The 20,816-nt window shown below is 68.1% G+C and carries 21 protein-coding genes and 2 pseudogenes; 9 read left to right on the plus strand and 14 right to left on the minus strand.

The window, feature by feature from the left end:
• Positions 1–389 (minus strand): annotated as a pseudogene (locus DIZ26_RS06065) (diguanylate cyclase); the annotation flags it as partial.
• A 94-nt stretch (positions 390–483) separates the two neighbouring features.
• Positions 484–1,320, minus strand: a complete 837-nt coding sequence (locus DIZ26_RS06070) for an SDR family oxidoreductase (protein WP_112238639.1) — start codon at positions 1,318–1,320, stop codon at positions 484–486.
• An 80-nt stretch (positions 1,321–1,400) separates the two neighbouring features.
• On the opposite strand from DIZ26_RS06070, the gene DIZ26_RS06075 reads away from it, so the two are divergent.
• Both DIZ26_RS06075 and DIZ26_RS06080 read left to right on the plus strand, forming a co-directional pair.
• Positions 1,401–1,829, plus strand: coding sequence for a MarR family winged helix-turn-helix transcriptional regulator (locus DIZ26_RS06075; protein ID WP_112238641.1), 429 nt, complete (start codon positions 1,401–1,403; stop codon positions 1,827–1,829).
• Complete coding sequence (locus DIZ26_RS06080; RefSeq protein ID WP_198675935.1) at positions 1,826–3,484, plus strand: SulP family inorganic anion transporter; 1,659 nt, start codon at positions 1,826–1,828, stop codon at positions 3,482–3,484. Before DIZ26_RS06075 ends, DIZ26_RS06080 begins: the two co-directional genes overlap by 4 nt.
• Positions 3,485–3,521: 37 nt before the next feature.
• Here the strand turns inward: DIZ26_RS06080 and DIZ26_RS06085 are convergent, their stop codons facing one another.
• On the minus strand, positions 3,522–3,998 hold the full coding sequence (locus DIZ26_RS06085; protein WP_112238642.1) for a pyridoxamine 5'-phosphate oxidase family protein: 477 nt from the start codon (positions 3,996–3,998) through the stop codon (positions 3,522–3,524).
• Positions 3,999–4,072: 74 nt separating this feature from the next.
• Between DIZ26_RS06085 and DIZ26_RS06090 the strand changes: the two genes are divergently transcribed.
• On the plus strand, positions 4,073–4,732 hold the full coding sequence (locus DIZ26_RS06090; protein WP_112238643.1) for a response regulator: 660 nt from the start codon (positions 4,073–4,075) through the stop codon (positions 4,730–4,732).
• Positions 4,733–4,742: 10 nt separating this feature from the next.
• Here DIZ26_RS06090 and DIZ26_RS06095 read toward each other — a convergent pair whose 3' ends face one another.
• Positions 4,743–5,387, minus strand: a complete 645-nt coding sequence (locus DIZ26_RS06095; protein WP_198675936.1) for a pyridoxamine 5'-phosphate oxidase family protein — start codon at positions 5,385–5,387, stop codon at positions 4,743–4,745.
• A gap of 139 nt (positions 5,388–5,526) precedes the next feature.
• On the opposite strand from DIZ26_RS06095, the gene pta reads away from it, so the two are divergent.
• Complete coding sequence (gene pta, locus DIZ26_RS06100; protein ID WP_112238645.1) at positions 5,527–7,614, plus strand: phosphate acetyltransferase; 2,088 nt, start codon at positions 5,527–5,529, stop codon at positions 7,612–7,614.
• On the plus strand, positions 7,611–8,807 hold the full coding sequence (locus DIZ26_RS06105; protein ID WP_112238646.1) for an acetate/propionate family kinase: 1,197 nt from the start codon (positions 7,611–7,613) through the stop codon (positions 8,805–8,807). Before pta ends, DIZ26_RS06105 begins: the two co-directional genes overlap by 4 nt.
• Before the next feature lie 14 nt (positions 8,808–8,821).
• On the opposite strand, the gene narI is transcribed toward DIZ26_RS06105, so the two are convergent.
• The 5 genes and pseudogenes from narI to DIZ26_RS06130 all read right to left on the minus strand — a co-directional run bounded on the left by narI (position 8,822) and on the right by DIZ26_RS06130 (position 16,915).
• A complete protein-coding gene (gene narI, locus DIZ26_RS06110; protein WP_112238648.1) occupies positions 8,822–9,550 on the minus strand; it encodes a respiratory nitrate reductase subunit gamma in 729 nt (242 codons plus the stop codon).
• Entirely contained in the window at positions 9,547–10,233 is a 687-nt protein-coding gene (gene narJ, locus DIZ26_RS06115; protein ID WP_112238650.1) for a nitrate reductase molybdenum cofactor assembly chaperone, read from the minus strand. The genes narI and narJ overlap by 4 nt, the downstream gene beginning before the upstream one ends.
• Positions 10,230–11,879 (minus strand): nitrate reductase subunit beta, encoded by a 1,650-nt coding sequence (narH, locus tag DIZ26_RS06120; protein WP_112238652.1) that lies wholly within the window; start codon positions 11,877–11,879, stop codon positions 10,230–10,232. Before narH ends, narJ begins: the two co-directional genes overlap by 4 nt.
• A pseudogene (locus DIZ26_RS06125) lies at positions 11,879–15,584 on the minus strand (nitrate reductase subunit alpha). The gene narH and the pseudogene DIZ26_RS06125 overlap by 1 nt, the downstream one beginning before the upstream one ends.
• 29 nt (positions 15,585–15,613) lie before the next feature.
• The gene (locus DIZ26_RS06130; RefSeq protein ID WP_232828166.1) at positions 15,614–16,915 is read right to left on the minus strand and encodes an MFS transporter; all 1,302 of its coding nucleotides are present in this window, start codon (positions 16,913–16,915) and stop codon (positions 15,614–15,616) included.
• Between the two features lie 243 nt (positions 16,916–17,158).
• Here DIZ26_RS06130 and DIZ26_RS06135 point away from each other — a divergent pair, with 243 nt between their 5' ends.
• Entirely contained in the window at positions 17,159–17,563 is a 405-nt protein-coding gene (locus DIZ26_RS06135) for a VOC family protein (protein ID WP_112238654.1), read from the plus strand.
• A 31-nt stretch (positions 17,564–17,594) separates the two neighbouring features.
• Here DIZ26_RS06135 and DIZ26_RS06140 read toward each other — a convergent pair whose 3' ends face one another.
• Entirely contained in the window at positions 17,595–17,816 is a 222-nt protein-coding gene (locus DIZ26_RS06140; RefSeq protein ID WP_112238656.1) for a DUF6343 family protein, read from the minus strand.
• Between the two features lie 115 nt (positions 17,817–17,931).
• Between DIZ26_RS06140 and DIZ26_RS06145 the strand changes: the two genes are divergently transcribed.
• The 3 genes from DIZ26_RS06145 (at position 17,932) to DIZ26_RS06155 (ending at position 18,849) form a co-directional block, all read left to right on the plus strand.
• The gene (locus tag DIZ26_RS06145) at positions 17,932–18,234 is read left to right on the plus strand and encodes an NIPSNAP family protein (RefSeq protein ID WP_112238658.1); all 303 of its coding nucleotides are present in this window, start codon (positions 17,932–17,934) and stop codon (positions 18,232–18,234) included.
• Positions 18,235–18,299: 65 nt separating this feature from the next.
• A complete protein-coding gene (locus tag DIZ26_RS06150; protein ID WP_198675937.1) occupies positions 18,300–18,500 on the plus strand; it encodes a DUF3072 domain-containing protein in 201 nt (66 codons plus the stop codon).
• Between the two features lie 109 nt (positions 18,501–18,609).
• Positions 18,610–18,849, plus strand: a complete 240-nt coding sequence (locus DIZ26_RS06155; RefSeq protein WP_157979602.1) for a hypothetical protein — start codon at positions 18,610–18,612, stop codon at positions 18,847–18,849.
• A 75-nt stretch (positions 18,850–18,924) separates the two neighbouring features.
• On the opposite strand, the gene DIZ26_RS06160 is transcribed toward DIZ26_RS06155, so the two are convergent.
• The 4 genes from DIZ26_RS06160 to DIZ26_RS06175 form a co-directional block, all read right to left on the minus strand.
• The gene (locus tag DIZ26_RS06160; protein WP_157979603.1) at positions 18,925–19,155 is read right to left on the minus strand and encodes a hypothetical protein; all 231 of its coding nucleotides are present in this window, start codon (positions 19,153–19,155) and stop codon (positions 18,925–18,927) included.
• A gap of 38 nt (positions 19,156–19,193) precedes the next feature.
• Positions 19,194–19,418, minus strand: a complete 225-nt coding sequence (locus DIZ26_RS06165; protein WP_112238687.1) for a hypervirulence associated TUDOR domain-containing protein — start codon at positions 19,416–19,418, stop codon at positions 19,194–19,196.
• Positions 19,415–19,774 (minus strand): hypothetical protein, encoded by a 360-nt coding sequence (locus DIZ26_RS06170; protein ID WP_112238689.1) that lies wholly within the window; start codon positions 19,772–19,774, stop codon positions 19,415–19,417. The genes DIZ26_RS06165 and DIZ26_RS06170 overlap by 4 nt, the downstream gene beginning before the upstream one ends.
• Before the next feature lie 71 nt (positions 19,775–19,845).
• On the minus strand, positions 19,846–20,655 hold the full coding sequence (locus tag DIZ26_RS06175) for a sigma-70 family RNA polymerase sigma factor (protein ID WP_112238691.1): 810 nt from the start codon (positions 20,653–20,655) through the stop codon (positions 19,846–19,848).
• Between the last annotated feature and the right edge of the window lie 161 nt (positions 20,656–20,816).

Consider the following 20,816-nt stretch of genomic DNA (forward strand, 5'->3'; position numbering starts at 1 on the left):
GTCGGGTGGTCGATCAATAGGCCGAGGATGCCGTGGCCTTCGGGGTACGGGCCGATCGCCGCGATCTCCTCGGCGGTCACGCCGTGCGTGATGAAGCGGACCAGCCGTTTGCCGTCGTGGCCGACCACGCCGAGCGCGCCGTACCGGGCGCCAACCAGCTCGCAGGCGGCGGTCACGATCCGGTCGAGCGTGCTGTTCAGGTCGAGGTCGGCGCCGATCCCGACGACCGCGTCGAGCAGGGCCCGGAGCCGCTCCTGGGAGTCCAGGATCTCGTCGACGCGGCCCAGCAACTCCTGCAGCAGCGCGTCCAGCCGCACCCTCGACAGCCCCGCGAATCCGAGCGCACCTTCGTCCCAGGTCAGCCGCTGCCCGTCATCATTCCCACCCATGCCGCCACCGTACGGAACCCCAGCCGGAAAGGGAACCGGCCCGACCGCTCCCGGTGACCAGCCACCAGCGCACGCCGTGCCGATCGCTGCCGAGCTATTCCAGCCGCTCTCTGAACTCGGCTGCGTTGTCCTGACACCAGGTCGCGAAGGTGCGCGCCCCGCGACCGGTCAGTCGACGTACGACGTCCGTCCGCAAGCCCACCGTGTCTGCGCGCATCAGCATGAGCCCCTCGACGATCGCGGCCGCCAACTCCGGCGGCGCACCCTCGGGATACCGGAACCGAACCGCGTCCTCGGGTTGCTCGACCGGACGGACGCCGAGCTTGCGACCGATCGCTTCGCCGAGAATCGCGACCTGCTCGGCCAGGGTGAACGCCTCGGGCCCGGTTAGCGTGTACTCCCGTTTCTCGTGACCGTCCTCGGTGAGCACGGTCGCCGCGACGGCCGCAATGTCCGCCGGATCGATCGGCGCCGAGCGGCCCGGCCCGATCGGATCCAGCACGTAACCTCCGGCCTTGATCGTCGGCACCCAGTCGAACGCGTTGGTCATGAACCCGGTCGGCCGCAGGAACGTTGCCGGGATCCCCGAATCGCGGATGAGCCGCTCCCGCTCGTGATGCCATCGGCCCATCGCGGGCACCGGATCACCGAGTACGGCGTACGACGAGAGGTACACCAGCCGCCGTACGCCGGCCTCTCGTGCCGCTGTGACGACATTGACGGTGTGCTCGAGGCCGGTCCCAGGGACCAGCAGGAACACCTCGTCGACACCGCGCAGGTCGAGCGGGCGGTCGAGATCGCCGATCACCTGCTCGGCCGGAAGGTCGTCGCGCGGGTTGCGGACCAGCGCGCGGAAGGCGGCTCCGCGCGCGGTGAGCTCTTCGACGAGCAGGCGACCGACGTGTCCGGTGGCGCCGGTGACGAGCAGCATGGCAGACTCCTTTACCGGTTAACGATTTCGTCCGAACGTTAACCGGTAAACGATTCGACCGTCAAGGCTGGAGTCCGTCGATGCCCGAGTTCCTCGAGTTGCACAGCAAGACGTCCAAGTTGCTGCGCGCGGCCGCCGATGCCGCCGTACAGCGGCATGGACTGCGGCTGGGCCAGGACTATCTGCTGGCGGCGCTGTGGGCAGCGGACGGGCGTACGCCGGGGGAGATCGCGGCCTCGGTCAAGGTCACCACCCCGGCCGTCACCAAACTCGCCACCCGGCTGGCCGAGGCCGGCCTGCTCGAACGGCGTCCCGACGCGCGCGACCATCGGCTCGTCCGGCTCTGGCTGACCCCGGCCGGCCGCGCCCTTCAGCAGCCCGTCGAGGAGGAACGCCAGCGGCTCGAGGACCGGATCACCGCGACTCTGACGAAGACCGAGCGTGCTCAGCTCCTGAAGGCACTCGCGAAGATCCATCGTGCATTGGCTGACGACATACTGACCCCGTGAAGTTGGCGACCGGGCTCACCGGTGTACGGGGTGGACTGCGGGCGGATGTGATCGCCGGCGTGACGGTGGCTGCCTATCTGGTGCCGCAGGCGATGGCCTACGCCCAGCTGGCCGGGCTACCGCCTGTGGCCGGCTTGTGGGCAGTGCTCGGTCCACTCGCGGTTTATGCGTTTCTCGGTACTTCGCGGCTGCTGTCGGTCGGCCCGGAGTCGACCACCGCGCTCATGACCGCCGCTACTCTCGGCGCGTTGGCCGTCGGCGATCCCTCGCGGTACATCGCGTTGGCCGCCGCCTTGGCGTTGCTGGTCGGCGTCGTCTGCGTGGTTGCGTGGCTGCTCCGCCTGGGCTTCCTGGCGGACCTGCTGTCGAAGCCGGTGCTGATCGGCTATCTGGCGGGCATCGCTGTGATCATGATCGCGGGCCAGCTCGGCCGGATGACCGGGCGGAGTGTCTCGGGGGAGTCGCCGATCGAGGAGTTGCTGTCGGCGCTTCGGCAGTTCCGGGCCTGGCATCCGGCCACTGTCGTTCTGTCGCTGGCTGTTCTGGCATTGCTTCTGGCGGCGACCCGGTGGCTGCCTCGGTTGCCGGCGCCGCTGCTGGTGATGGCACTCGCAGCTGCCGTCGCAGCGGCGACCGGCCTGGGTAGCCACGGCGTCGCTCTGATCGGTGACGTTCCTTCAGGCTTGCCAGTACCGGCGCTGCCGTCGATCACCCTGCACGACCTGCGCCTGCTGATCCTGCCCGCGGTCGGCGTCGCCCTCGTCGGTTACACCGACACCGTGCTGACCGGGCGAGCCTTCGCCGGCGAGCGACACGAGCGGGTCAATGCCGACCAGGAACTGCTCGCCCTGGGCATGGCCAACCTGACCGCCGGAGGCCTGCACGGTTTTCCGGTCAGCAGTAGCGGCAGCCGTACGGCGGTTGCCGCCGCGGCCGGTGCGAAGAGCCAGTTGTACTCGCTCGTCGCGCTGGCGAGTGTCGTTGCGACCCTTCTGTTCGCCGGCCCGCTCCTGGCGACCTTCCCAACCGGCGCTCTGGGCGCGTTGGTCGTGTACGCGGCCCTGCGGCTGGTCGATCTGGGCGAGTTCCGGCGGATCGCCCGCTTCCGGCGCAGCGAGTTCGTCCTGGCGCTGGCCACCTGTGTCGGCGTGGTCGCGCTGGACGTTCTGTACGGCGTACTGGTGGCTGTCGGCCTTTCCGTCCTCGACCTGTTCCGGCGGGTCGCCCGGCCGCACGACGGGATTCTCGGCATCGCCCCCGGCATCCCGGGCATGCACGACCTCGACGACTACCCGACCGCGCGGCCGGTGCCCGGACTGGTCGTGTACCGCTACGACTCGCCGCTGTTCTTCGCCAACGCCGAGAACTTCCACCGCCGGGCGCTGGCGGCAGTCGACGCCTCGACCGAGCCCGTCCGCTGGCTGCTCCTGAACGCCGAGGCCAACGTCGAGATCGACATCACCGCCGTCGACGCGCTGGATGCGCTGCGCGAGGACCTGGCTCGACGCGGCATCGTGCTGGCTCTGGCCCGGGTGAAGCAGGATCTCCGCGACGACCTCGAGGCCGCCGGCTTCCTGGACCGCCTCGGCCGGGACAACGTCTTCTTCACCCTTCCCACCGCCGTCGAGGCCTTCCACCTCCGCACCGCGGACTGAACGAGCTGAGCCCACGGGGGGGCTGCGGTGGATCTCCTCAGCTCAGGGGCTGCCCAGGGGCAGGCCACTGCTCGTCTGTTGCCGGGTGGGGGCGTTGGGCCCAGGCGAGGAGGCGGCGGCCTTCGAGAACCTCGATGGTGAGGCGGATGAGGTGACGGTCGCGGTTCGGGGCCCAGGCGCGGATCGGTTTGGCACGGACGGCGTCGTCCAGGTCGACGACGGAGAGCCGGCCGGTGGCTGTGACGGTCCAGCCGAGGTGCCGGTCGGGGTCGAACTCGTCGACCTCGAACGCGACGACGTCCTCGCGCTCGGCGGCGCGGTACTTGTCGCCGTCGGCGGTCGCGAAGATCACCGTCCGGTCGTCGACGAAGAAGTTGACCAGCCGGATGGCCGGCAGGCCAGCTTTGGTGAACACCAGCCGGCCGACCGGGACCGACGAGAGCAGCTTGAGGCATTCGTCGTCTTCCAGGACCTGCAGACCGGTGTGGTCGAAGCGGCGGGGCGGGGCACTCATCGTGACCCCTTTCGAGGGTGGTGGCGGTCTAGTGTGGTGGTCAGGACTGACTGCGACTGCGGGAGTGGCACGACATGGCGATCAAGGTGTTCTTGCTCGATGACCACGAGGTGGTCCGGCTTGGGTTGCGGCAACTGCTGGAGGCCGAGGAGGACATCGAGGTGATCGGTGAGGCGGGCACGGCCGCGCACGCGATCGCACGCGTCCCGGCGCTGCGCCCTGACGTCGCGGTCCTGGATGTGCGGCTGCCCGACGGTGACGGGATCACGGTGTGCCGGGAGTTGCGGTCGGCGATGGACGACCCGCCTGCCTGCTTGATGTTGACGTCGTATTCCGACGACGAGGCGTTGTTCACCGCGATCATGGCGGGTGCGGCCGGGTATTTGCTGAAGCAGGTCAGCGGTACGGATCTGGTTGGTGCGATCCGCCGGCTGGCGGCGGGGGAGTCGTTGCTGGACCCGGCGATGACGACGGCGGTGTTGGAGCGGTTGCGGCATCCGGCCGTGGAGGACGACGATCCGAGGTACAAGTCGCTGACCGAGCAGGAGCGCAAGATCCTTGACCTGATCGCTGAGGGCAAGACCAACCGGCAGATCGCGCAGGAGATGTTCCTGGCTGAGAAGACCGTGAAGAATTACGTCTCGGGGTTGCTGCGTAAGCTCGAGATGGAGCGCCGGACCGAGGCGGCCGTTTACGCGGTTGAGCGGGCCAACCGCCAGCAACCGCCGAAGTGATCTCGCCACCTCACCAGGCACGAACGCGTCGTCCACTGACCTGCTCCGGTTCGATCACGATGTAGACCTCGCGGTCGCCACCGGCCCACGGGTCGACGTCCATCGCCTCGCGAAGTTGCTCGGTCTTCTCGGGGTCGGCTTGCCGCGCGGTGCCGCTGACCAGGACGCTCCACCCTTGGTGCATTCCCTCGTCGAGTCGGTCGATCTCGAAGCTGACGGCGCCGGACCCGTAGCGTCCCAGTGCGGTGGTCGCGCTGGTCCGGAAGACGACGGCGCCGTCGTGCATGCCGAAGTTCACCGGTACGACGTTCAGCCGGCCGACCAGCTGGAACGCGACCCGGCCGACGCCGCCGGGCTCGATCAGCCGGCGGCACTCGTCGTCGTCCATCGTCTCGAACACTGGATGCAGCGCCGCTGGGCCGGCGCCGGCGGGCCGCTGCGGCTGATCGAGGGCACCGGCCAACCGCATCAGGGCGCCGCCGGTCAGCGCGACCGGCGCGTTCTCGATCCGGTCGACGTACGACGGGTCCAGCCGCGCCCGCTCGGCGACCTCGTCACGGCTCAGCCCGAGCGCCAGCCGCCGCGCACGAACCCGCCGGGCCAGATCCCCACCGGATCTTCCGTGGTTGTTCCCGACTCGGTCCGCCGTGTTCATCGTTGTCGCCTCCGGTCTCCATGAGAACCCGCGACGGGGCTGGGGCGTAGCTGCCATCGGGCCCTTGACGGTGGGACCTAGGTCCCTCGTGACGAGCAGCTTGGCGATCGGTAAGGGAGCGCGGACTAGGGTGCGGGGTATGGGTAGCAGCGTGTATGTCGCGTCGGTGGAGGGGTACACCGGCAAGTCCACGGTGGCGCTGGGAGTGCTGCAGGAGCTGTCGAAGCGGGTCGAGCGGGTAGCCGTATTCCGGCCGATCGTTCGCCCCGACGCCGCCTCGTACGGCGGCCGCGACTACGTCCTGGACCTGCTCATCTCCCACGACGCCGTCTCGTTGTCGTACGACGAATGCGTGGGCGTCAGCTACGACGAGGTGCACCGAGACCCCGATGCCGCGCTGGATCAGATCGTGCAGCGATACCGCGCGGTGGCCGATCGCGGCGATCCGGTCGTCATCGTCGGCAGCGACTACACCGATGTCGGTACGCCGACCGAGTTCTCCTACAACGCGAGGATCGCCGCCAACCTGGGCGCGCCGGTGCTGCTCGTCCTGAATGGTTCGGGCCGCGGCCCCGAGGACCTGCGCACGCTGACCGACATCACAGCCGCCGAACTCGCGGCCAACCACGGCTCGTTGTTCGCGGTGATCGCCAACCGGGTGGACGCGGACCGGCTCGAGCCGATCGTCGCGGCGTTGTCGGAGGCCGACGTACCGGCGTACGCGATTCCGGAGGAGCCGCTGCTCAGCGCGCCCGCGGTGGCGGATCTGATGAGTGCGGTCGACGGGCGGTTGCTGAGTGGAGACCCGCGGTTGCTGTCCCGCGAGGCCAGCGGGCTGGTGATCGCCGGGATGACCATGCCGAACGTGCTGGACCGGCTCTTCGAAGGCGCTGCTGTGATCACGGCCGCCGATCGTCCCGAGGTGGTCGTCGGCGTGCTGATGGCGAACGCCTCGCAGAACTTCCCGCAGATCTCGGCGATCTTCCTCAACGGCGGCTTCGCCTTGCCGCCGCAGATCCTGCGGCTGATCGAGGGCGTCGGCAACACACTGCCGCTGATCGAGACCGACCTGGGCACCCATGCGACCTCGACGGCGCTGACCGCCGTCCGGGGCCGGCTGACCAAGGACTCGCCGCGCAAGGTCAACACCGCGCTGGCGCTGTTCGACCAGTACGTCGATGGCGCGGCGCTGCTGGACCGGCTGGCGGTGGCGCGGAGCAGCGCGGTGACGCCGCTGATGTTCGAGCACCAGTTGATCGACGAAGCCGTTGCCGACCGCAAGCACATCGTGCTGCCGGAGGGTGAGGAGGAGCGGATCCTCCGGGCGGCCGACGTCCTGTTGCGCCGCGGCGTGGCGGAGCTGACGCTGCTCGGCGACCGGGTGCTGATCAGCGCGAAGGCGGCCGGTCTCGGGGTGGACATCTCGGCGGCCCGGATCGTCAGTCCCGACGACGAGGAGCTGGGCGAGCGGTTCGCCGCGGAGTACCACCGGCTGCGCAGACATCGCGGTGTCGAGCTCGAGCAGGCCCGCGACGTGGTCAAGGACGTCTCGTACTTCGGCACGATGATGGTCCAGCTCGGTCTGGCCGACGGCATGGTCTCGGGTTCGGTGCACACCACCGCGCACACGATCCGGCCGGCACTGGAGATCGTGAAGACGCTGCCCGACGTCTCCGTCGTCTCTTCGGTGTTCTTCATGTGCCTGGAGAACCAGGTCCTCGTGTACGGCGACTGCGCGGTGAACCCGGATCCGAGCGCCGAGCAACTCGCGGACATCGCGATCTCGTCGGCGGCGACCGCGGCCGCCTTCGGCATCGAGCCCCGGGTCGCGATGCTGTCGTACTCCACCGGTACATCGGGTTCCGGGACCGATGTCGAAAAGGTGTCCAAGGCAACCAGCATCGTCAGAGAGCGCGTTCCCGCGTTGCTGGTGGAGGGACCGATCCAGTACGACGCCGCGATCGACAGCGCCGTGGCGAAGACCAAGTTGCCGGAGTCGTCGGTCGCCGGGCGGGCCACCGTCTTCGTGTTCCCTGACCTCAATACGGGCAACAACACGTACAAGGCTGTGCAGCGATCCGCGAACGCGGTAGCTGTCGGGCCTGTCCTGCAAGGGCTCAAGAAACCCGTGAACGACTTGTCCCGTGGTGCGACCGTGCGCGACATCGTCAACACCGTCGCGATCACGGCGATTCAGGCACAGCAAACCGCTGGAAGGAACCGATGAGCGCCTACGTCCTGGTGATCAATGCGGGGTCGTCCTCGCTCAAGTACAGCCTGGTCGACGCCGACTCCGGTGCGGCTGCGGCGAGCGGCCTGGTGGAGCGGATCGGCGAGAGCGAAGGCCGGCACACCCATCGCGGACCCCAGGGCGAGACCAGTGCGGCGCTGACCGCGTCGTCGCACGAGGACGCGTTGCAGGCGGCGATCGATGCCTTCGGCACCTATGGGCCCGCACTGGACCAGGTCGGCATGGTTGCCATCGGCCACCGAGTTGTGCACGGCGGAACGTACTTCGCCGAGCCGGCCCTGATCGACGACGAGCTGCTCACGAGGGTCTCCGAACTGATCTCGCTGGCTCCGTTGCACAACCCGGCCAACCTCGCCGGCATGCGAGTGGCCCTTCGGCTGTTCCCTGACCTCCCACAGGTCGCCGTTTTCGACACCGCCTTCCACCAGACCTTGCCGCCGGCAGCACACACGTACGCAGTACCGCACGAGTGGGCGACCGACCACGGAGTCCGCCGCTACGGATTCCACGGCACGTCGCACGCCTTTGTCTCGGCGGAGGCCGCGCGGATGCTGGGCCGGCCGCCGAGCGACGTGAACCTCGTCGTGCTCCATCTCGGCAACGGCTGCTCGGCGACCGCCGTACGCGGCGGCCTCTCCGTGGACACCTCGATGGGGATGACCCCGCTCGAAGGCCTGGTGATGGGCACGCGCTCCGGCGACCTCGACCCGGCGATCCACGCCCACCTGGCGCGCGAACTCGGCTGGTCGCTGGACAAGATCGACCACCTGCTGAACTTCGGCTCCGGCTTGAAGGGTCTGGCCGGCGACAACGACTTCCGCGAGCTGTCCCGGCGACGCGCGGCCGGCGACGAACTGGCGCAGTTGGCGTTCGACGTCTTCTGCTACCGCATCAAGAAGTACGTCGGCGCGTACTACGCCGCGCTCGGCACGGTCGACGCGATCGTCTTCACCGCCGGCATCGGCGAACACGACGCCGCTATGCGCGCCGCTGCCCTCGCCAACCTCGACCGCCTCGGCATCACGATCGACCACGACCGCAACACCGCCTCCTGCACAGATCCGCGCCGAATCTCCACCGACGACAGCCAAGTCGCCGTTCTCGTAATCCCCACCAACGAGGAATGGCAGATAGCCCGCGAAACCCTGGGCGTAGTCCGACCCCGCTGAAACCAGAGAGCAGGTCAGCCGGTGCGGTCCCAGCCGCGGCGGGGGCGATGGCTGCCGAGGCGGCTGTCGTCGCGACTGCGGTAGACGATGTAGGGACGGGTGAGGTAGCCCAGGGGCGCACTGAAGACGTGGACCAGGCGCGTGAAGGGCCACAGCGCGAAGAGGCCGAATGCGACCAGCGCGTGCAGCTGGAATCCGAGCGGAGCCGCAGCCATCAGGGTCGCGTCGGGGTTGAAGGCGAGGAACGAGCGGTACCAGACCGAGACGCCTTCGCGGTAGTCGTACTCGCCGCCGATGGTGAGGATCGACCCGGCGATCGTGTTCCACATCCCGAGCACGATCACGACTGCCAGGAACGCGTACATCACCTTGTCCATCACGGTTGTGGCCGAGAAGACCGGGCCGACCGTACGTCGCCGGTAGATCAGGATCGCCATCCCGGCCACCGTCATGAGTCCGGCCAGCAGACCGCCCACCACGGCGACGACGTGGTACATGCGCTCGCTGATGCCGACCGCGTCTGTCCACGACTCCGGTACCAGCAGGCCGATGATGTGTCCGCCGACGACGCCGAGCAGGCCGAAGTGGAACAGTGGACTGCCGATCCGCAACAGCCGGTTCTCGTAGAGCTGGGACGAGCGGGTGGTCCAGCCGAACTTGTCGTAGCGGTAGCGCCACAGGTGTCCGACGACGAAGGTCGCGAGGCAGAGGTACGGGACGACGACGAAGAGGAACTCGCTCATCGGTGACCTCCGGGGAAGGTCGGCATCGGCAGCGAGGTGGTCCCGGGACTGAACTGAGGACTGGCGAACGGGGCGAGGCCGACCTCTTCCTCCGGTGGTCCCTCGGCAGCCAGCCGGCGTACGGCGTCTCGCTCCTCTCCACGCAGTGCCGGCAGAGTTGCCGTGACCGCGTCGATGAGCGGCGCCCATGGCGAGCGCTTGTCGCGTAGTGACAGTCTCAGCAACTCGAGTCCGGCCCGGTGGTCGAGCATCAGGTCGCGACCCAGCCGCTGGTCGATGGTGGCCGCGAACTCCAGTACTACGCAGAGGTGGTCGGGCAGTTCGGCTTCGCCGGGTTCGAAACCCGCGCGCAGATAGGTCTGCTTGAAGCGCAACAGCGCCAGCCCGCGCTTGCGGGTGTCGCCATGAGCGAAGTAGGTCAGGAACAGGTTGCAGCGTCGCCGGTTGTCGAAGGTTTCGACGTAGTCGGCCTGGAGATCGGGCAACGGTGTTGCTTCGAGGTGATCGAGGAAGGACCGGAGGGATTCGCCGATCGCGGCCGGAAGCTCGCGGGAGGCCGAGCGGAGCAGGGCGGCTCGGGCGAGCAGGTCTTCGTCGGGGTAGTCGAGCAGCAGCGAGACCGACTGCCACGCGATGGAGAGCTGGTCGGGCGGCAGGACCGGCTTGGGGCGTCGGCCGGTCACGAGTCGGCGTCCTTCGGCGGGAACATCCCGGGTGGTGAGCCCTTGCCGTCCCAGTTCAGTAGGTTGACCCGACCCGATTTGTTCTCCGGGCCGCTCAGTGAGTCGGAGGTCTGCCGGTCCTGCAGCATCTGGAAGTTCTCGACCGCGATCGGCGTCGGCACTCCGGAGCCCTCACCGAACAGGTCGTGCTGACCACCGCCGTACTCCGAGACCGAGCACTCCGTGGACAGCTCCTCCAGAGCGTGCGCCTGCTCGGCATGAGCAGGTGGGATCACGTAGCGCTCGTCGTACTTCGCGATCGCGAGCAGGCGGTACATGTCGTACATGTCCTCCTCGCTCATCCCGACGGCGGCCGGGATCGAGGCGTCCGGGTCGCGACCGAGGTTGATGTCGCGCAGGTAGCAGCGCATCGCCGCGAGCTTTCGCAGTACGGCGTCGACCGGTCCGACGTCACCGGCGGTGAACAACTCGGCGAGGTACTCGACCGGGATCCGCAGGGCGTCGATCGCGGCGAAGAGGTTGCCTTTGTTCTCGGCGTCCTCACCGGTCTCTGCCACGACCTCGACGACCGGGGACAGCGGTGGGATGTACCAGACCATCGGCATCGTCCGGTACTCCGGATGCAGCGGCAAAGCGACCTTGTAGGTGTTGATCAGCGCGTAGACGGGGGAGCGCTGGGCGGCATCGATCCAGTTGCGGGCGATCCCGGCCTTCTCCGCCTCGCGGATCACCTCAGGGTCGGACGGGTCGAGGAAGACGTCGCGCTGGGCCTCGTACAGACCCTGGTCATCAGTGGTGGAAGCTGCCTCGAGCACCTTGTCGGCGTCGTACAGCATCAGGCCGATGTAGCGCAGCCGGCCCACGCAGGTCTCCGCGCAAACAGTCGGCAGGCCGACCTCGATGCGCGGGAAGCAGAACGTGCACTTCTCGGCCTTACCGGTGCGGTGGTTGAAGTAGACCTTTTTGTACGGGCAGCCCGAGACGCACTTGCGCCAGCCGCGGCACCGGTCCTGATCGACCAGGACGATGCCGTCCTCGGCGCGCTTGTAGATCGCACCGCTGGGGCACGACGCCGCGCATGACGGGTTGAGGCAGTGCTCGCAGATCCTGGGCAGGTAGAACATGAAGGTCTGCTCGAACTCGAACTTCACCTTGTCGGCGATCTTCGCCAGCATCGGGTCGAGGTGCGCGGTCGCGGTCGAGCCGCCCAGGTCGTCGTCCCAGTTGGCCGACCACTCGATCTTCAGGTCCTTGCCGCTGATCAGCGACTTGGGCCGGGCCACCGGGGTGTGTTCCTGCGCGGGCGCGTCGGTGAGAGTCGAGTAGTCGTAGGTCCACGGCTCGTAGTACTCGTTGATCGACGGCAGCTTGGGGTTGGAGAAAATCGTCATCAGGTTCTTCAGGCGCCCGCCGCCCTTGAGTTTCATCCGGCCGCGCTTGGTGAGCTCCCAGCCGCCCTGCCACTTCTCCTGGTCCTCGTACGTCCGCGGGTAGCCGAGCCCGGGCCTGGTCTCGACGTTGTTGAACCAGACGTACTCCGTCCCCGATCGGTTGGTCCAGGCCTGCTTGCAGGTGACCGAGCAGGTGTGGCAGCCGATGCACTTGTCGAGGTTCATCACCATCGCCATCTGGGCCATGACCTTCATCAGTAGGTCACCTCCTGGCTGCGCTTGCGGATGATGGTGACCTCGTCGCGCTGGTTGCCGGTGGGCCCGAGGTAGTTGAAGGCGTAGGTGAGCTGGGCGTAGCCGCCGATCAGGTGGGACGGCTTCACCAGCAGGCGGGTCAGCGAGTTGTGGATGCCGCCGCGTTTGCCGGACGTCTCCGCGAGCGGTACGTCGATCAGCCGGTCCTGGGCGTGGTACATGTACACCGTTCCCTCCGGCATCCGGTGCGAGACGATCGCCCGGGCGACCACGACGCCGTTGCGGTTGACCGCCTCGATCCAGTCGTTGTCCTGGATTCCGACCTTGGCCGCGTCCCGGTCACTCATCCAGACGTTCTGGCCGCCGCGCGACAGCGACAGCATGAAGAGGTTGTCCTGGTACTCGGAGTGGATCGACCATTTGTTGTGCGGGGTCAGGTAGCGCACGGTAAGTCCCTCGACCTGACCCGCCGACCCGTCGGACACGTTGCCGAGTGCGGGCTCCGCGAACAGTGCCGCGAGGTTGAGGGGCGGCCGGTAGACGGGCAGACCCTCGCCGAGTTCGGTCATCCAGTCGTGGTCGAGGTAGAAGTGCATCCGCCCGGTCAGTGTGTGCCAGGGCTTCTTCCGCTCCACGTTGATGGTGAAGGGCGAGTAGCGGCGACCGCCGGTCTCGGAGCCCGACCACTCCGGCGAGGTGATCACCGGAACGGGCGGCCCTTGGGTGTCGGCGAAGGTGATCTGCTTGCCCTGGTGTTCCTCGGCGAGGTCGGCCAGCCGTACGCCGGTGCGCTTCTCGAGCGTCTTGAATCCCTGCGTCGCCAGGTGTCCGTTCGTGGTCCCGGACATCGCCAGGATCGCCTCGCAGACGTGGACGTCCTTCCGCAGGGAGGGCCTGCCGTCGGCGACGCCGCCCCGGACGGCACCGTTCTTGGCCCGGAGATAGTCGACCTGCTTGCCGAGGTCGAAGGTGACGCCCTTGGTCGTTGCGCCCAGGCTGTCCATCAGCGGGCCGAGTGCGTTCAGCTTCTCGGCGACCGCGCCGTAGTCTCGCTCGACCTCGACCAGTTTGGGCATGGTGACGCCGGGGATCGGCTCGCACTCGCCCTTCTTCCAGTCGCGGACCACACCGTGCGGGTTGGCCATCGCGTCCGGCGTGTCGTGGGTGAGCGGCACGGCGACCACGTCTTTGCGGACCCCGAGGTGGGTCGCCGCGAGGCTGCTGAACTTCTCCGCGATCGTCTGCCAGGCATCCCAATCGGTACGGGTTTGCCAAGGCGGCGCGATCGCGGGGTTGAAGGAGTGCACGAACGGGTGCATGTCGGTGGTGCTGAGATCGTGTTTCTCGTACCAGGTCGCGGCCGGCAGGACGACGTCGGAGAAGATCGTCGTACTGGTCTGCCGGAAGTCGATCGTCATCAGCAGGTCGAGCTTGCCCTCCGGCGCCTGGTCGCGCCAGGTGACGTCGACCGGTCGCAGTTCCTCCGGTGTCTCGGTCGCGCGCAGCGACGAGTCCGTGCCGAGCAGGTGCTTGAGGAAGTACTCGTTGCCCTTGCCCGACGAGCCGAGCAGGTTGGCCCGCCAGATCGACAGGATCCGCGGATAGTTGCCGGGGGCATCGGGATCCTCACCGGCGAAAGCGAGCTCGCCGGCCTTCAGTTGCTGTACGACGTACTGGCCGACCGGTTGCCCGGCGGCCGCCGCGTCGTCGCTGAGGTCGAGTGGATTGCGGTCGAACGTCGGGTACGACGGCATCCAGCCCATCCGCGCGCTCTGCGCGATCACGTCGGCCGTCGATCTCCCCGCGAGCCGTCCCTTGCCGGTGGTGGCCGCCAACGTGTCGGCCCCGAACTGGTCGTAGCGGAACTGGTTGGTGTGCAGGTACCAGTACGCGGTCTGGATCATGTTGCGTGGCGGCCGGTTCCAGTCGAGCGCGTTGGCGATCTGCGTGTAGCCGGTGATCGGGCGGACCTTCTCCTGGCCGACGTAGTGCGCCCAGCCGCCGCCGTTGACGCCCTGGCAGCCGGTGAGGTTGGTCAGGGTGAGGAAGGCGCGGTAGATCGTGTCCGAGTGGAACCAGTGGTTCGTGCCGGCGCCCATCACGATCATCGACCGGCCCTTGGACTCCTCGGCGTTGCGGGCGAACTCGCGCCCGATCCGGGCGGCGGTGGCGGCCGGCACACCGGTGATCGTTTCCTGCCAGGCAGGCGTGTACGGCGACGACGCGTCGTCGTACCCGTTGTTCTCGCCGGTTGGCCAACTGCCGGGCAAGGAGCCGCGGCCGACGCCGTACTGGGCAAGGAGGAGATCGAAGACGGTGGTCACCAGGTGGCCCTCCACACGTTGCACCGGCACGCCTCTGGGAAGCTCCGCGGCGGCACCATCGGGGGGTGTCGAAACGTGGCATCCGGACGACGACCGACTCGGTCGCGGTGTCGAGCAGCGACAGGGCCGGATCGACGTCGCCGAGGTCGAGGTTCCACTGGCCGACGCCGGCCTCGCCGTATCGGTGTCCCAGCGAGCCGTTCGGTACGACGGGCGCGCCGGTGCGCGAGTCGAGGAGGACGGTTTTGAAGGCGGCGTTCTCGTCGCTGGAGTGCTCCGCCAGATCGGCGGCGGTGAGGAACTTGCCCGCGGTGTACTCGCCGTCGGCGGTCTCCTCCAACCGGACCAGATAGGGCAGATCGGTGTAGGTCTTCACGTATTCGGTGAAGTACGGCGTCTGGCGGTCGACGAAGAACTCCCTGAGGACGACGTGACCCATCGCCATCGCGAGAGCAGCATCGGTACCGGGCTTCGCGGGCAACCACTCGTCGGCGAACTTGACGTTGTCGGCGTAGTCCGGGGCGACCGCGACGACCTTCTGGCCGCGGTACCGCGCCTCAGTCATCCAGTGCGCGTCCGGAGTCCGGGTGACCGGGAGGTTGGAGCCCCACATGATCAGGTAGCCGGCGTTCCACCAGTCGCCGGACTCGGGGACGTCGGTCTGATCGCCGAAGACCTGCGGCGACGCGACCGGCAGATCGGCGTACCAGTCGTAGAAGCTGAGCATCGAGCCGCCGATGAGGTTGACGAACCGCGCACCTGACGCGTGCGAGACCATCGACATCGCGGGGATGGGGGAGAAGCCCGCCACCCGGTCGGGGCCGTACTTCTTGATCGTGTGGACATGAGCCGCGGCCACGATCTCGCTGGCCTCGTCCCAGCTCGCCCTGACCAGGCCGCCCTTGCCGCGCGCCGACTTGTATGCCTTGGCCCGCAAGGGATTCTCGACGATGTGCTCCCACGCCTTCACGGGGTCGCCGCCGTACTGGGCCTTGGCCTCGCGGAACATCTGGAGCAGGACGCCGCGCACATAGGGATAGCGGACCCGGGTGGGGGAGTAGGTGTACCAGGAGAAGGCCGCGCCGCGCGGACACCCCCGCGGCTCGTACTCCGGGGAGTCCGGGCCGACCGACGGGTAGTCGGTCTGCTGGGTCTCCCAGGTGATGATGCCGTCCTTGACGTAGACCTTCCACGAGCACGAGCCGGTGCAGTTCACGCCATGAGTGGACCGGACGACCTTGTCGTGGCTCCAGCGGTCGCGGTAGAAGTCGTCGGCCTCGCGCCCACCCGCCTTGGTGATGGTTCGCAGGTCGTCCGAGACGGTGCCCCGGGTGAAGAACCGTCTGGTCCGGACGAGGGCCTCGGTGAACGAACCGTCCATCCCGAGGCCGGACTGCTGCTCTGAACGGGTCAACGCGTTTCCTGTCCCTTGGTGGCGGTACGACGGACGATCGTGAGGGTGAGCAGGAGCGCGAGGGCCGCCGTACCGGAGAGCAGCCACAAGCCGATGGCGTAGGAGTCCGTGCGACCGTAGACGTAGCCCATGATCAGTGGCGGGATGAAGCCGCCCAGTCCGCCGGCGGCACCGACCAAGCCGGTGACCCCGCCGACCCGGGACGGCTCGGTGACCTTGGCGATGAGGGCGAACGTCGCCCCGCTACCGGAGCCGAGTGCGGCCGCCATGGCAAGGAAGGCGAGCGTTCCGATGCCGTGCAGGGGCGGCGTACCGGCTGAGATGCCGGCGCAGACCACGACGATCCCGAAGCCGGTCGCCAGGACCGGGATCGCGCCGACCTTGTCGGCGAGCCAGCCGCCGACCGGTCGCATGATGACGGCGATCAGGACGAAGCCGGCCATCCGGTTCGCCGCGTCGGCCGCGGTGAGGTGATGCGCGGTCTTGAGGTACGCCGGGAGGTAGACCGAGAAGGCGACATACCCGCCGAAGGCCACCGCGTAGAGGATGCACGCCTGCCAGGTGATCGCGAGCCGCGCGTTGACCGAGATCCGCGACGCCAGCGAACTGGTCGGGACGACCCGGCCGGGGGCGTCGCGCAGGACCAGCCACGCCGCAACGGCGTAGCAGGCCAGCACCGCGGCGGTGATCAGGAACGGTGATTTCGCGCCCAAGTGGTCGGTGAGCTTCACGGTGGTCAGGGCGCTGATCGCGGTACCGCCCATTCCGGCTCCGAAGACGCCGATGGCGAGACCACGCTTGTCGGGTGGGAACCACGCGTTGACGAACGGGACGCCGACCGCGAACGCGGTACCGGCGATACCGAGGAAGAAGCCGCCGACCAGCAGCAGCGCGTAGGAGTCGAGGGCGGCGAAGGCGATGAAGAGGATCGGCAGGATGGTCACACCCGAGACGATCGGGAACATCACCCGGCCGCCGTACCGATCGGTCAGACCGCCCACGACGATGCGGCCCAGCGAGCCGACGACCACCGGTACGGCGACCAGCAGCGCGACGTCGGATTCGGTGAGCGGACCCAGGGAGCCGGTGGTCCGGAAGAGCGGGCCGAGCGGGCTGATCAGCGCCCAGGCCCAGAAGTTGACCGCGAACCCGATGGTCGCCATCGCCAGCATCAGCCAGGGTGAGCGCGTGGCCGCGCGGGCAGGCGACTGCGAAGTAGTCATCGCCTCGACCTCGTCGCGGGGGTCACCCTCCCCACCATGGCCCCTTGCCGGGTTGTTGGCAACGGAGCTACTCATGTCATCGCACCCTTTCGAGCAGGCGGGGTCGGCGCGGCTCCCACCGAGTACAGCCGGAAACCACCACGAACGGTCAGGGCCGAAGGTCCCGTCCGCCCGGACCTCACGACCCTTCGTGCTCGAGAAAGTTGCTATCGGCAACCGCGCGGTCGATGTCCTGATGCCCGCAGGCCCGGTGCCCGGTGGCGGACGTAAGGTTGGGCCTCGGCCATGGTGGTGGAGTGTCGACCTGGAGGTTGTCGGATGGGTGTGAAGGAACTTCGGTTGGTGGTCACGGCGACGGACTACGACGAGGCGGTCGCGTTCTACCGCGACGTGCTGGGGCTGGCCGAGCGTGAGTCGTACTCGTCCGAGGACGGCCGGGTGATGATTCTGGAGGCAGGTCGGGCGACGCTGGAGATCGCCGACCCGAACCAGGCGGACTTCATCGACAAGGTGGAGGTCGGCCGCCGGGTGGCGGGCAAGTTTCGCGTCGCGCTGGAGGTCGACGACTCCGCCGCCGTCACCGCCCAGCTTGCCGATGCAGGTGCCAGCGTGATCGCCGAGCCCACCCGAACGCCCTGGAACTCCCTCAACGCCCGCCTCGAAACCCCCGGCGGCATCCAGCTCACTCTCTTCACCGAACTCGGCGACGAAGAGCCGGCTTAACGCACCACGAAGTTGCCGCGGGGCATCGGGGTCAGCCCGGTTCGCCGTGGAGTTTGCGGCGGGTGATGACGACGAGGTCGACGGCGGCTACCACGGCCAGCAGGGCCGCGACGAGGATCAGGGGCAGCGGCAGGTCGAGCACGGCGAAGACGACTGCCGCGGCGGCGCAGACGAGCAGGCCGAAGGTCGCGAGGACCAGGCGCAGCGTCAACGCGCTACGCGGGGGAGGCGGTACGCCGTACTGGTTGGTCACGGCCGGCCAACGCTCGTCACGACCGACCGGTACCCCGGCGGGTGCGCCGCCACGCGGGTGGGGTTTCCGGCCCGGGACGCCGGGCACTCGACAGCCGACGAGAAGGAGGCTCGGGATGATCACCTGTGTGGTCGAGTACGTCATCGATCCGGCGAAGATCGAGGCGTTCGAGGAGTTCGGCCGGCGCTGGATCGAGCTGGTCGGCCGGCACGGCGGCACCCACCACGGCTACTACCTGCCGTCGGAGGGGGCGAGCGACCGGGCCTTGGCCTTGTTCAGCTTCCCGAGCCTGGCGGAGTACGAGAAGTACCGGGCGCTCTTCGGGGTCGATCCGGATTTCGTCGCCGCGGACAAGATCCGGGACGAGAGCGGCTGTGTGCTGCGGTACGACCGCACGTTCATGCGTCCATTGACCTGATTGAGCGCGGCCGGCCTGGGTACCGGGGTGCCCAGTAATCGAGCGGTTGTTCGACAGGAGGAATCATGGATGTCAATCCGGTGCCCGAGAAGGATCCCGAGGACTGGACGACGGGGGACGAGCCGATGACCGGACCGCAGGCGTCGTACCTCGAGACGCTGGCGCAGGAAGCCGGCGTCGAGGTGCCGGCCGAGCTCACCAAGGCCGACGCGTCCCGGCTGATCGACGAGTTGCAGGCCCGCACGGGCCGGGGTGCCGACAGCTGATCATCTGCCGGAGGTGATTAGGCCTGATCGCAGAGGGTACCGGCGGTGGAACAGAGCGTAACGATGTTGCGCAAGGCAACTGCCGAGGACGAAAGGGCGGAACCACCTCATGAGTACTTTCACACGACTGATCGCGGCCGCCGGGCTTGCATTAACGGCCGTCGTGGGCACCACGACCGCGGCGCACGCACAGACCACCGTCACGACCGGCGTCCAGTCCGAAGGCGAGGTCGCGTGCGGCTACGACTACACCAGCTGCGTGCAGAAATGGTTCGACTACGGGCAGAAGTACATCGTCACCCACATCTACTACCGCGGTGGCGGCTACCACTTCTACTGGTGGGGCTGACGCAGAACTCCGGTAAGAAGACCCGGCCGCTGGCTTCCTCGATTCCGCCCAGCCAGCGGCCGGTTCCACGCCTGATCAGTCAGGTGGCTCGACCGGGTTGCCCCGCTCGCCGCTGGTGACGTCCTGCTCACTAGGCGGCTGCCGTTCGTCGTTCTCGACGGGCCCCGGCGAACGCCGGCCGTCGTCGTGCTCGACGTTGTCGACATCCGCCAACTCCGTCTCGGTGTCACCGTTCTCCAGCGCGTCGTTGACCTCGGTATCGCTGACGGTCTTCTGCTCATTCACGCCAGGCCGATCAAAACTCATCATCGCCTCCAGAGGTGTGCAATTGTTCGGTCAAGTGATCAGGACTTCTTGCCGATCCGCCGCAACGCCGACGGTTTGTGGACGGCGGTGCCACCCGATTTATCGCTCCGGACGAGGTACTGCGGTTCGTCGGGAGAGGCGTCGACCGTGCGGCCACCGGCTTCGGTGCGCTCGGTGATCTTGCGTTCCACCTTCCCTTGCGCAGTACCGCCGTGGCTGTCCCACTCCACGGCATCGCCTTTGCGGAAGGACTTTTCGGTCATCGTTGCTCCCGGTCCGGTTTGTTGCGGTGACTTCGGTAGCGAACCACGATCACGCTGGCGGCAACCAGTAACACTGCAAGCAGACCTACGAAGACCAACGGCGTCCCGGTCCAGTCGTTCGCGTCCCCGTCGCTGTCGCCGGCCGGGAGCGGGCTCGGGCTGGCAGCCGCTACTGAGGCGACCGTTACCGCCGCGCTGTCGCCGCTGCTGTTGCTAGCCGCAGTGGCCGTAGAGGCAGCGAGCCAAATCCCGCTCACCGCCAGAACGACAACCGCGGCGAGCAGCACGACCCGATCGCCGACGGACATCCGCCCTCGCGGATTCGCGGGATCGGCTGACGCGAGGTGGTTGCTCATGACATCGGGGTAGCCGCAGACGCCCGCGACAAACCTCTGCGCGGCCGGAACTTGTGCAACCTGTCCATGGCTCAAGCGGTGAGGGCGGCGCGGAAGAGTTGCATGATCTCGTGGAGCAGGCGGGACACCTGCATCTGGCTGACGCCGATCTCGGCGCCGATCTCGGCCTGGGTGCGATGTTCGACGAACCGCCGGTGCAGGATCAGCCGCGCCCGGTCGGGCAGGTCCGCGACCACTGGCCGCAGTGCTTCGACGTCGTCGACGAGTTCGTAGGTGTCGCGTTCGTCCGCGATGGTGTTGGCCAGGGACAGCGTCGGTGAGGCGACGACGTTGGCATCGAGCGAGGTCGGGTGGAAGCAGCCCTGGGCCCGTTGGGCGTCGAGGATCTCGGCCACCGAGAGGTCGAGCGCGGTGGCGAGGTCGTCGGCGGTCGGCCAGCGCTGCAGCAGCAGGGCCAACTCGCCCTCGGCGGCGTTGATCGCCGACTGCACGTCCTGGATGTTGCGCGGCGGCCGGACCATCCAGGCCCGATCGCGAAAGTACCGGCGGATCTCGCCGCGGATCGTCGGCAGCGCATACGACCGGAAGTCGGTGTCGTCGCCGGGCCGGTACCCGCGCACCGCCTTCACCAGGCCGACGCAGGCGACCTGGTGGACGTCCTCGGTGTCCACTCCTCGCCGGCAGTACCGCGCCGCCAGCGTACGCGCCATCGGCATACCCGCCAGGATGGCTTCTTCGAGCAGACGCGCCTTCTGGTACTCCGGTGCGCCTGCGGCAAGTCGCAGCAGGCGCTCCACCTCGGTGGCCTGCTGATCGCGCAGCGGACGCGCCTGGTGCCGGACGGAAGTGCCGGGCTGGGGAACTGAATCGCTGATGGCCATGGAGCACACCCACTCGCCGAACCGGCAGTGTGGCGAAGGGCTGGGCCACGGGCCGGATCGGGCCCCCGTACCCAGCTTCCGCGAACCGAATCAGGCTGTAGCGGTTCGGGCGCGAATCGAGAAGAAGCGCTACTCGACGTGTACGAGCGTTTCGGCCGGGT

The sequence above is a fragment of the Kribbella monticola genome, from assembly GCF_003261635.1.
Taxonomy (GTDB): domain Bacteria; phylum Actinomycetota; class Actinomycetes; order Propionibacteriales; family Kribbellaceae; genus Kribbella; species Kribbella monticola.

Bases quoted from the DNA above. Each gene is read 5' to 3' on its own strand.
- DIZ26_RS06130 (WP_232828166.1), bottom strand. From the start codon at position 16,915: ATGAGTAGCTCCGTTGCCAACAACCCGGCAAGGGGCCATGGTGGGGAG.
- DIZ26_RS06155 (WP_157979602.1), top strand. From the start codon at position 18,610: ATGAGTACTTTCACACGACTGATCGCGGCCGCCGGGCTTGCATTAACG.
- pta (WP_112238645.1), top strand. From the start codon at position 5,527: ATGGGTAGCAGCGTGTATGTCGCGTCGGTGGAGGGGTACACCGGCAAG.
- DIZ26_RS06170 (WP_112238689.1), bottom strand. From the start codon at position 19,774: ATGAGCAACCACCTCGCGTCAGCCGATCCCGCGAATCCGCGAGGGCGG.
- DIZ26_RS06135 (WP_112238654.1), top strand. From the start codon at position 17,159: ATGGGTGTGAAGGAACTTCGGTTGGTGGTCACGGCGACGGACTACGAC.
- DIZ26_RS06075 (WP_112238641.1), top strand. From the start codon at position 1,401: ATGCCCGAGTTCCTCGAGTTGCACAGCAAGACGTCCAAGTTGCTGCGC.
- DIZ26_RS06105 (WP_112238646.1), top strand. From the start codon at position 7,611: ATGAGCGCCTACGTCCTGGTGATCAATGCGGGGTCGTCCTCGCTCAAG.
- DIZ26_RS06150 (WP_198675937.1), top strand. From the start codon at position 18,300: ATGGATGTCAATCCGGTGCCCGAGAAGGATCCCGAGGACTGGACGACG.
- DIZ26_RS06070 (WP_112238639.1), bottom strand. From the start codon at position 1,320: ATGCTGCTCGTCACCGGCGCCACCGGACACGTCGGTCGCCTGCTCGTC.
- DIZ26_RS06090 (WP_112238643.1), top strand. From the start codon at position 4,073: ATGGCGATCAAGGTGTTCTTGCTCGATGACCACGAGGTGGTCCGGCTT.
- DIZ26_RS06175 (WP_112238691.1), bottom strand. From the start codon at position 20,655: ATGGCCATCAGCGATTCAGTTCCCCAGCCCGGCACTTCCGTCCGGCAC.
- DIZ26_RS06085 (WP_112238642.1), bottom strand. From the start codon at position 3,998: ATGAGTGCCCCGCCCCGCCGCTTCGACCACACCGGTCTGCAGGTCCTG.
- narI (WP_112238648.1), bottom strand. From the start codon at position 9,550: ATGAGCGAGTTCCTCTTCGTCGTCGTCCCGTACCTCTGCCTCGCGACC.
- DIZ26_RS06145 (WP_112238658.1), top strand. From the start codon at position 17,932: ATGATCACCTGTGTGGTCGAGTACGTCATCGATCCGGCGAAGATCGAG.
- DIZ26_RS06160 (WP_157979603.1), bottom strand. From the start codon at position 19,155: ATGAGTTTTGATCGGCCTGGCGTGAATGAGCAGAAGACCGTCAGCGAT.
- narH (WP_112238652.1), bottom strand. From the start codon at position 11,879: ATGAAGGTCATGGCCCAGATGGCGATGGTGATGAACCTCGACAAGTGC.
- DIZ26_RS06095 (WP_198675936.1), bottom strand. From the start codon at position 5,387: ATGAACACGGCGGACCGAGTCGGGAACAACCACGGAAGATCCGGTGGG.
- DIZ26_RS06165 (WP_112238687.1), bottom strand. From the start codon at position 19,418: ATGACCGAAAAGTCCTTCCGCAAAGGCGATGCCGTGGAGTGGGACAGC.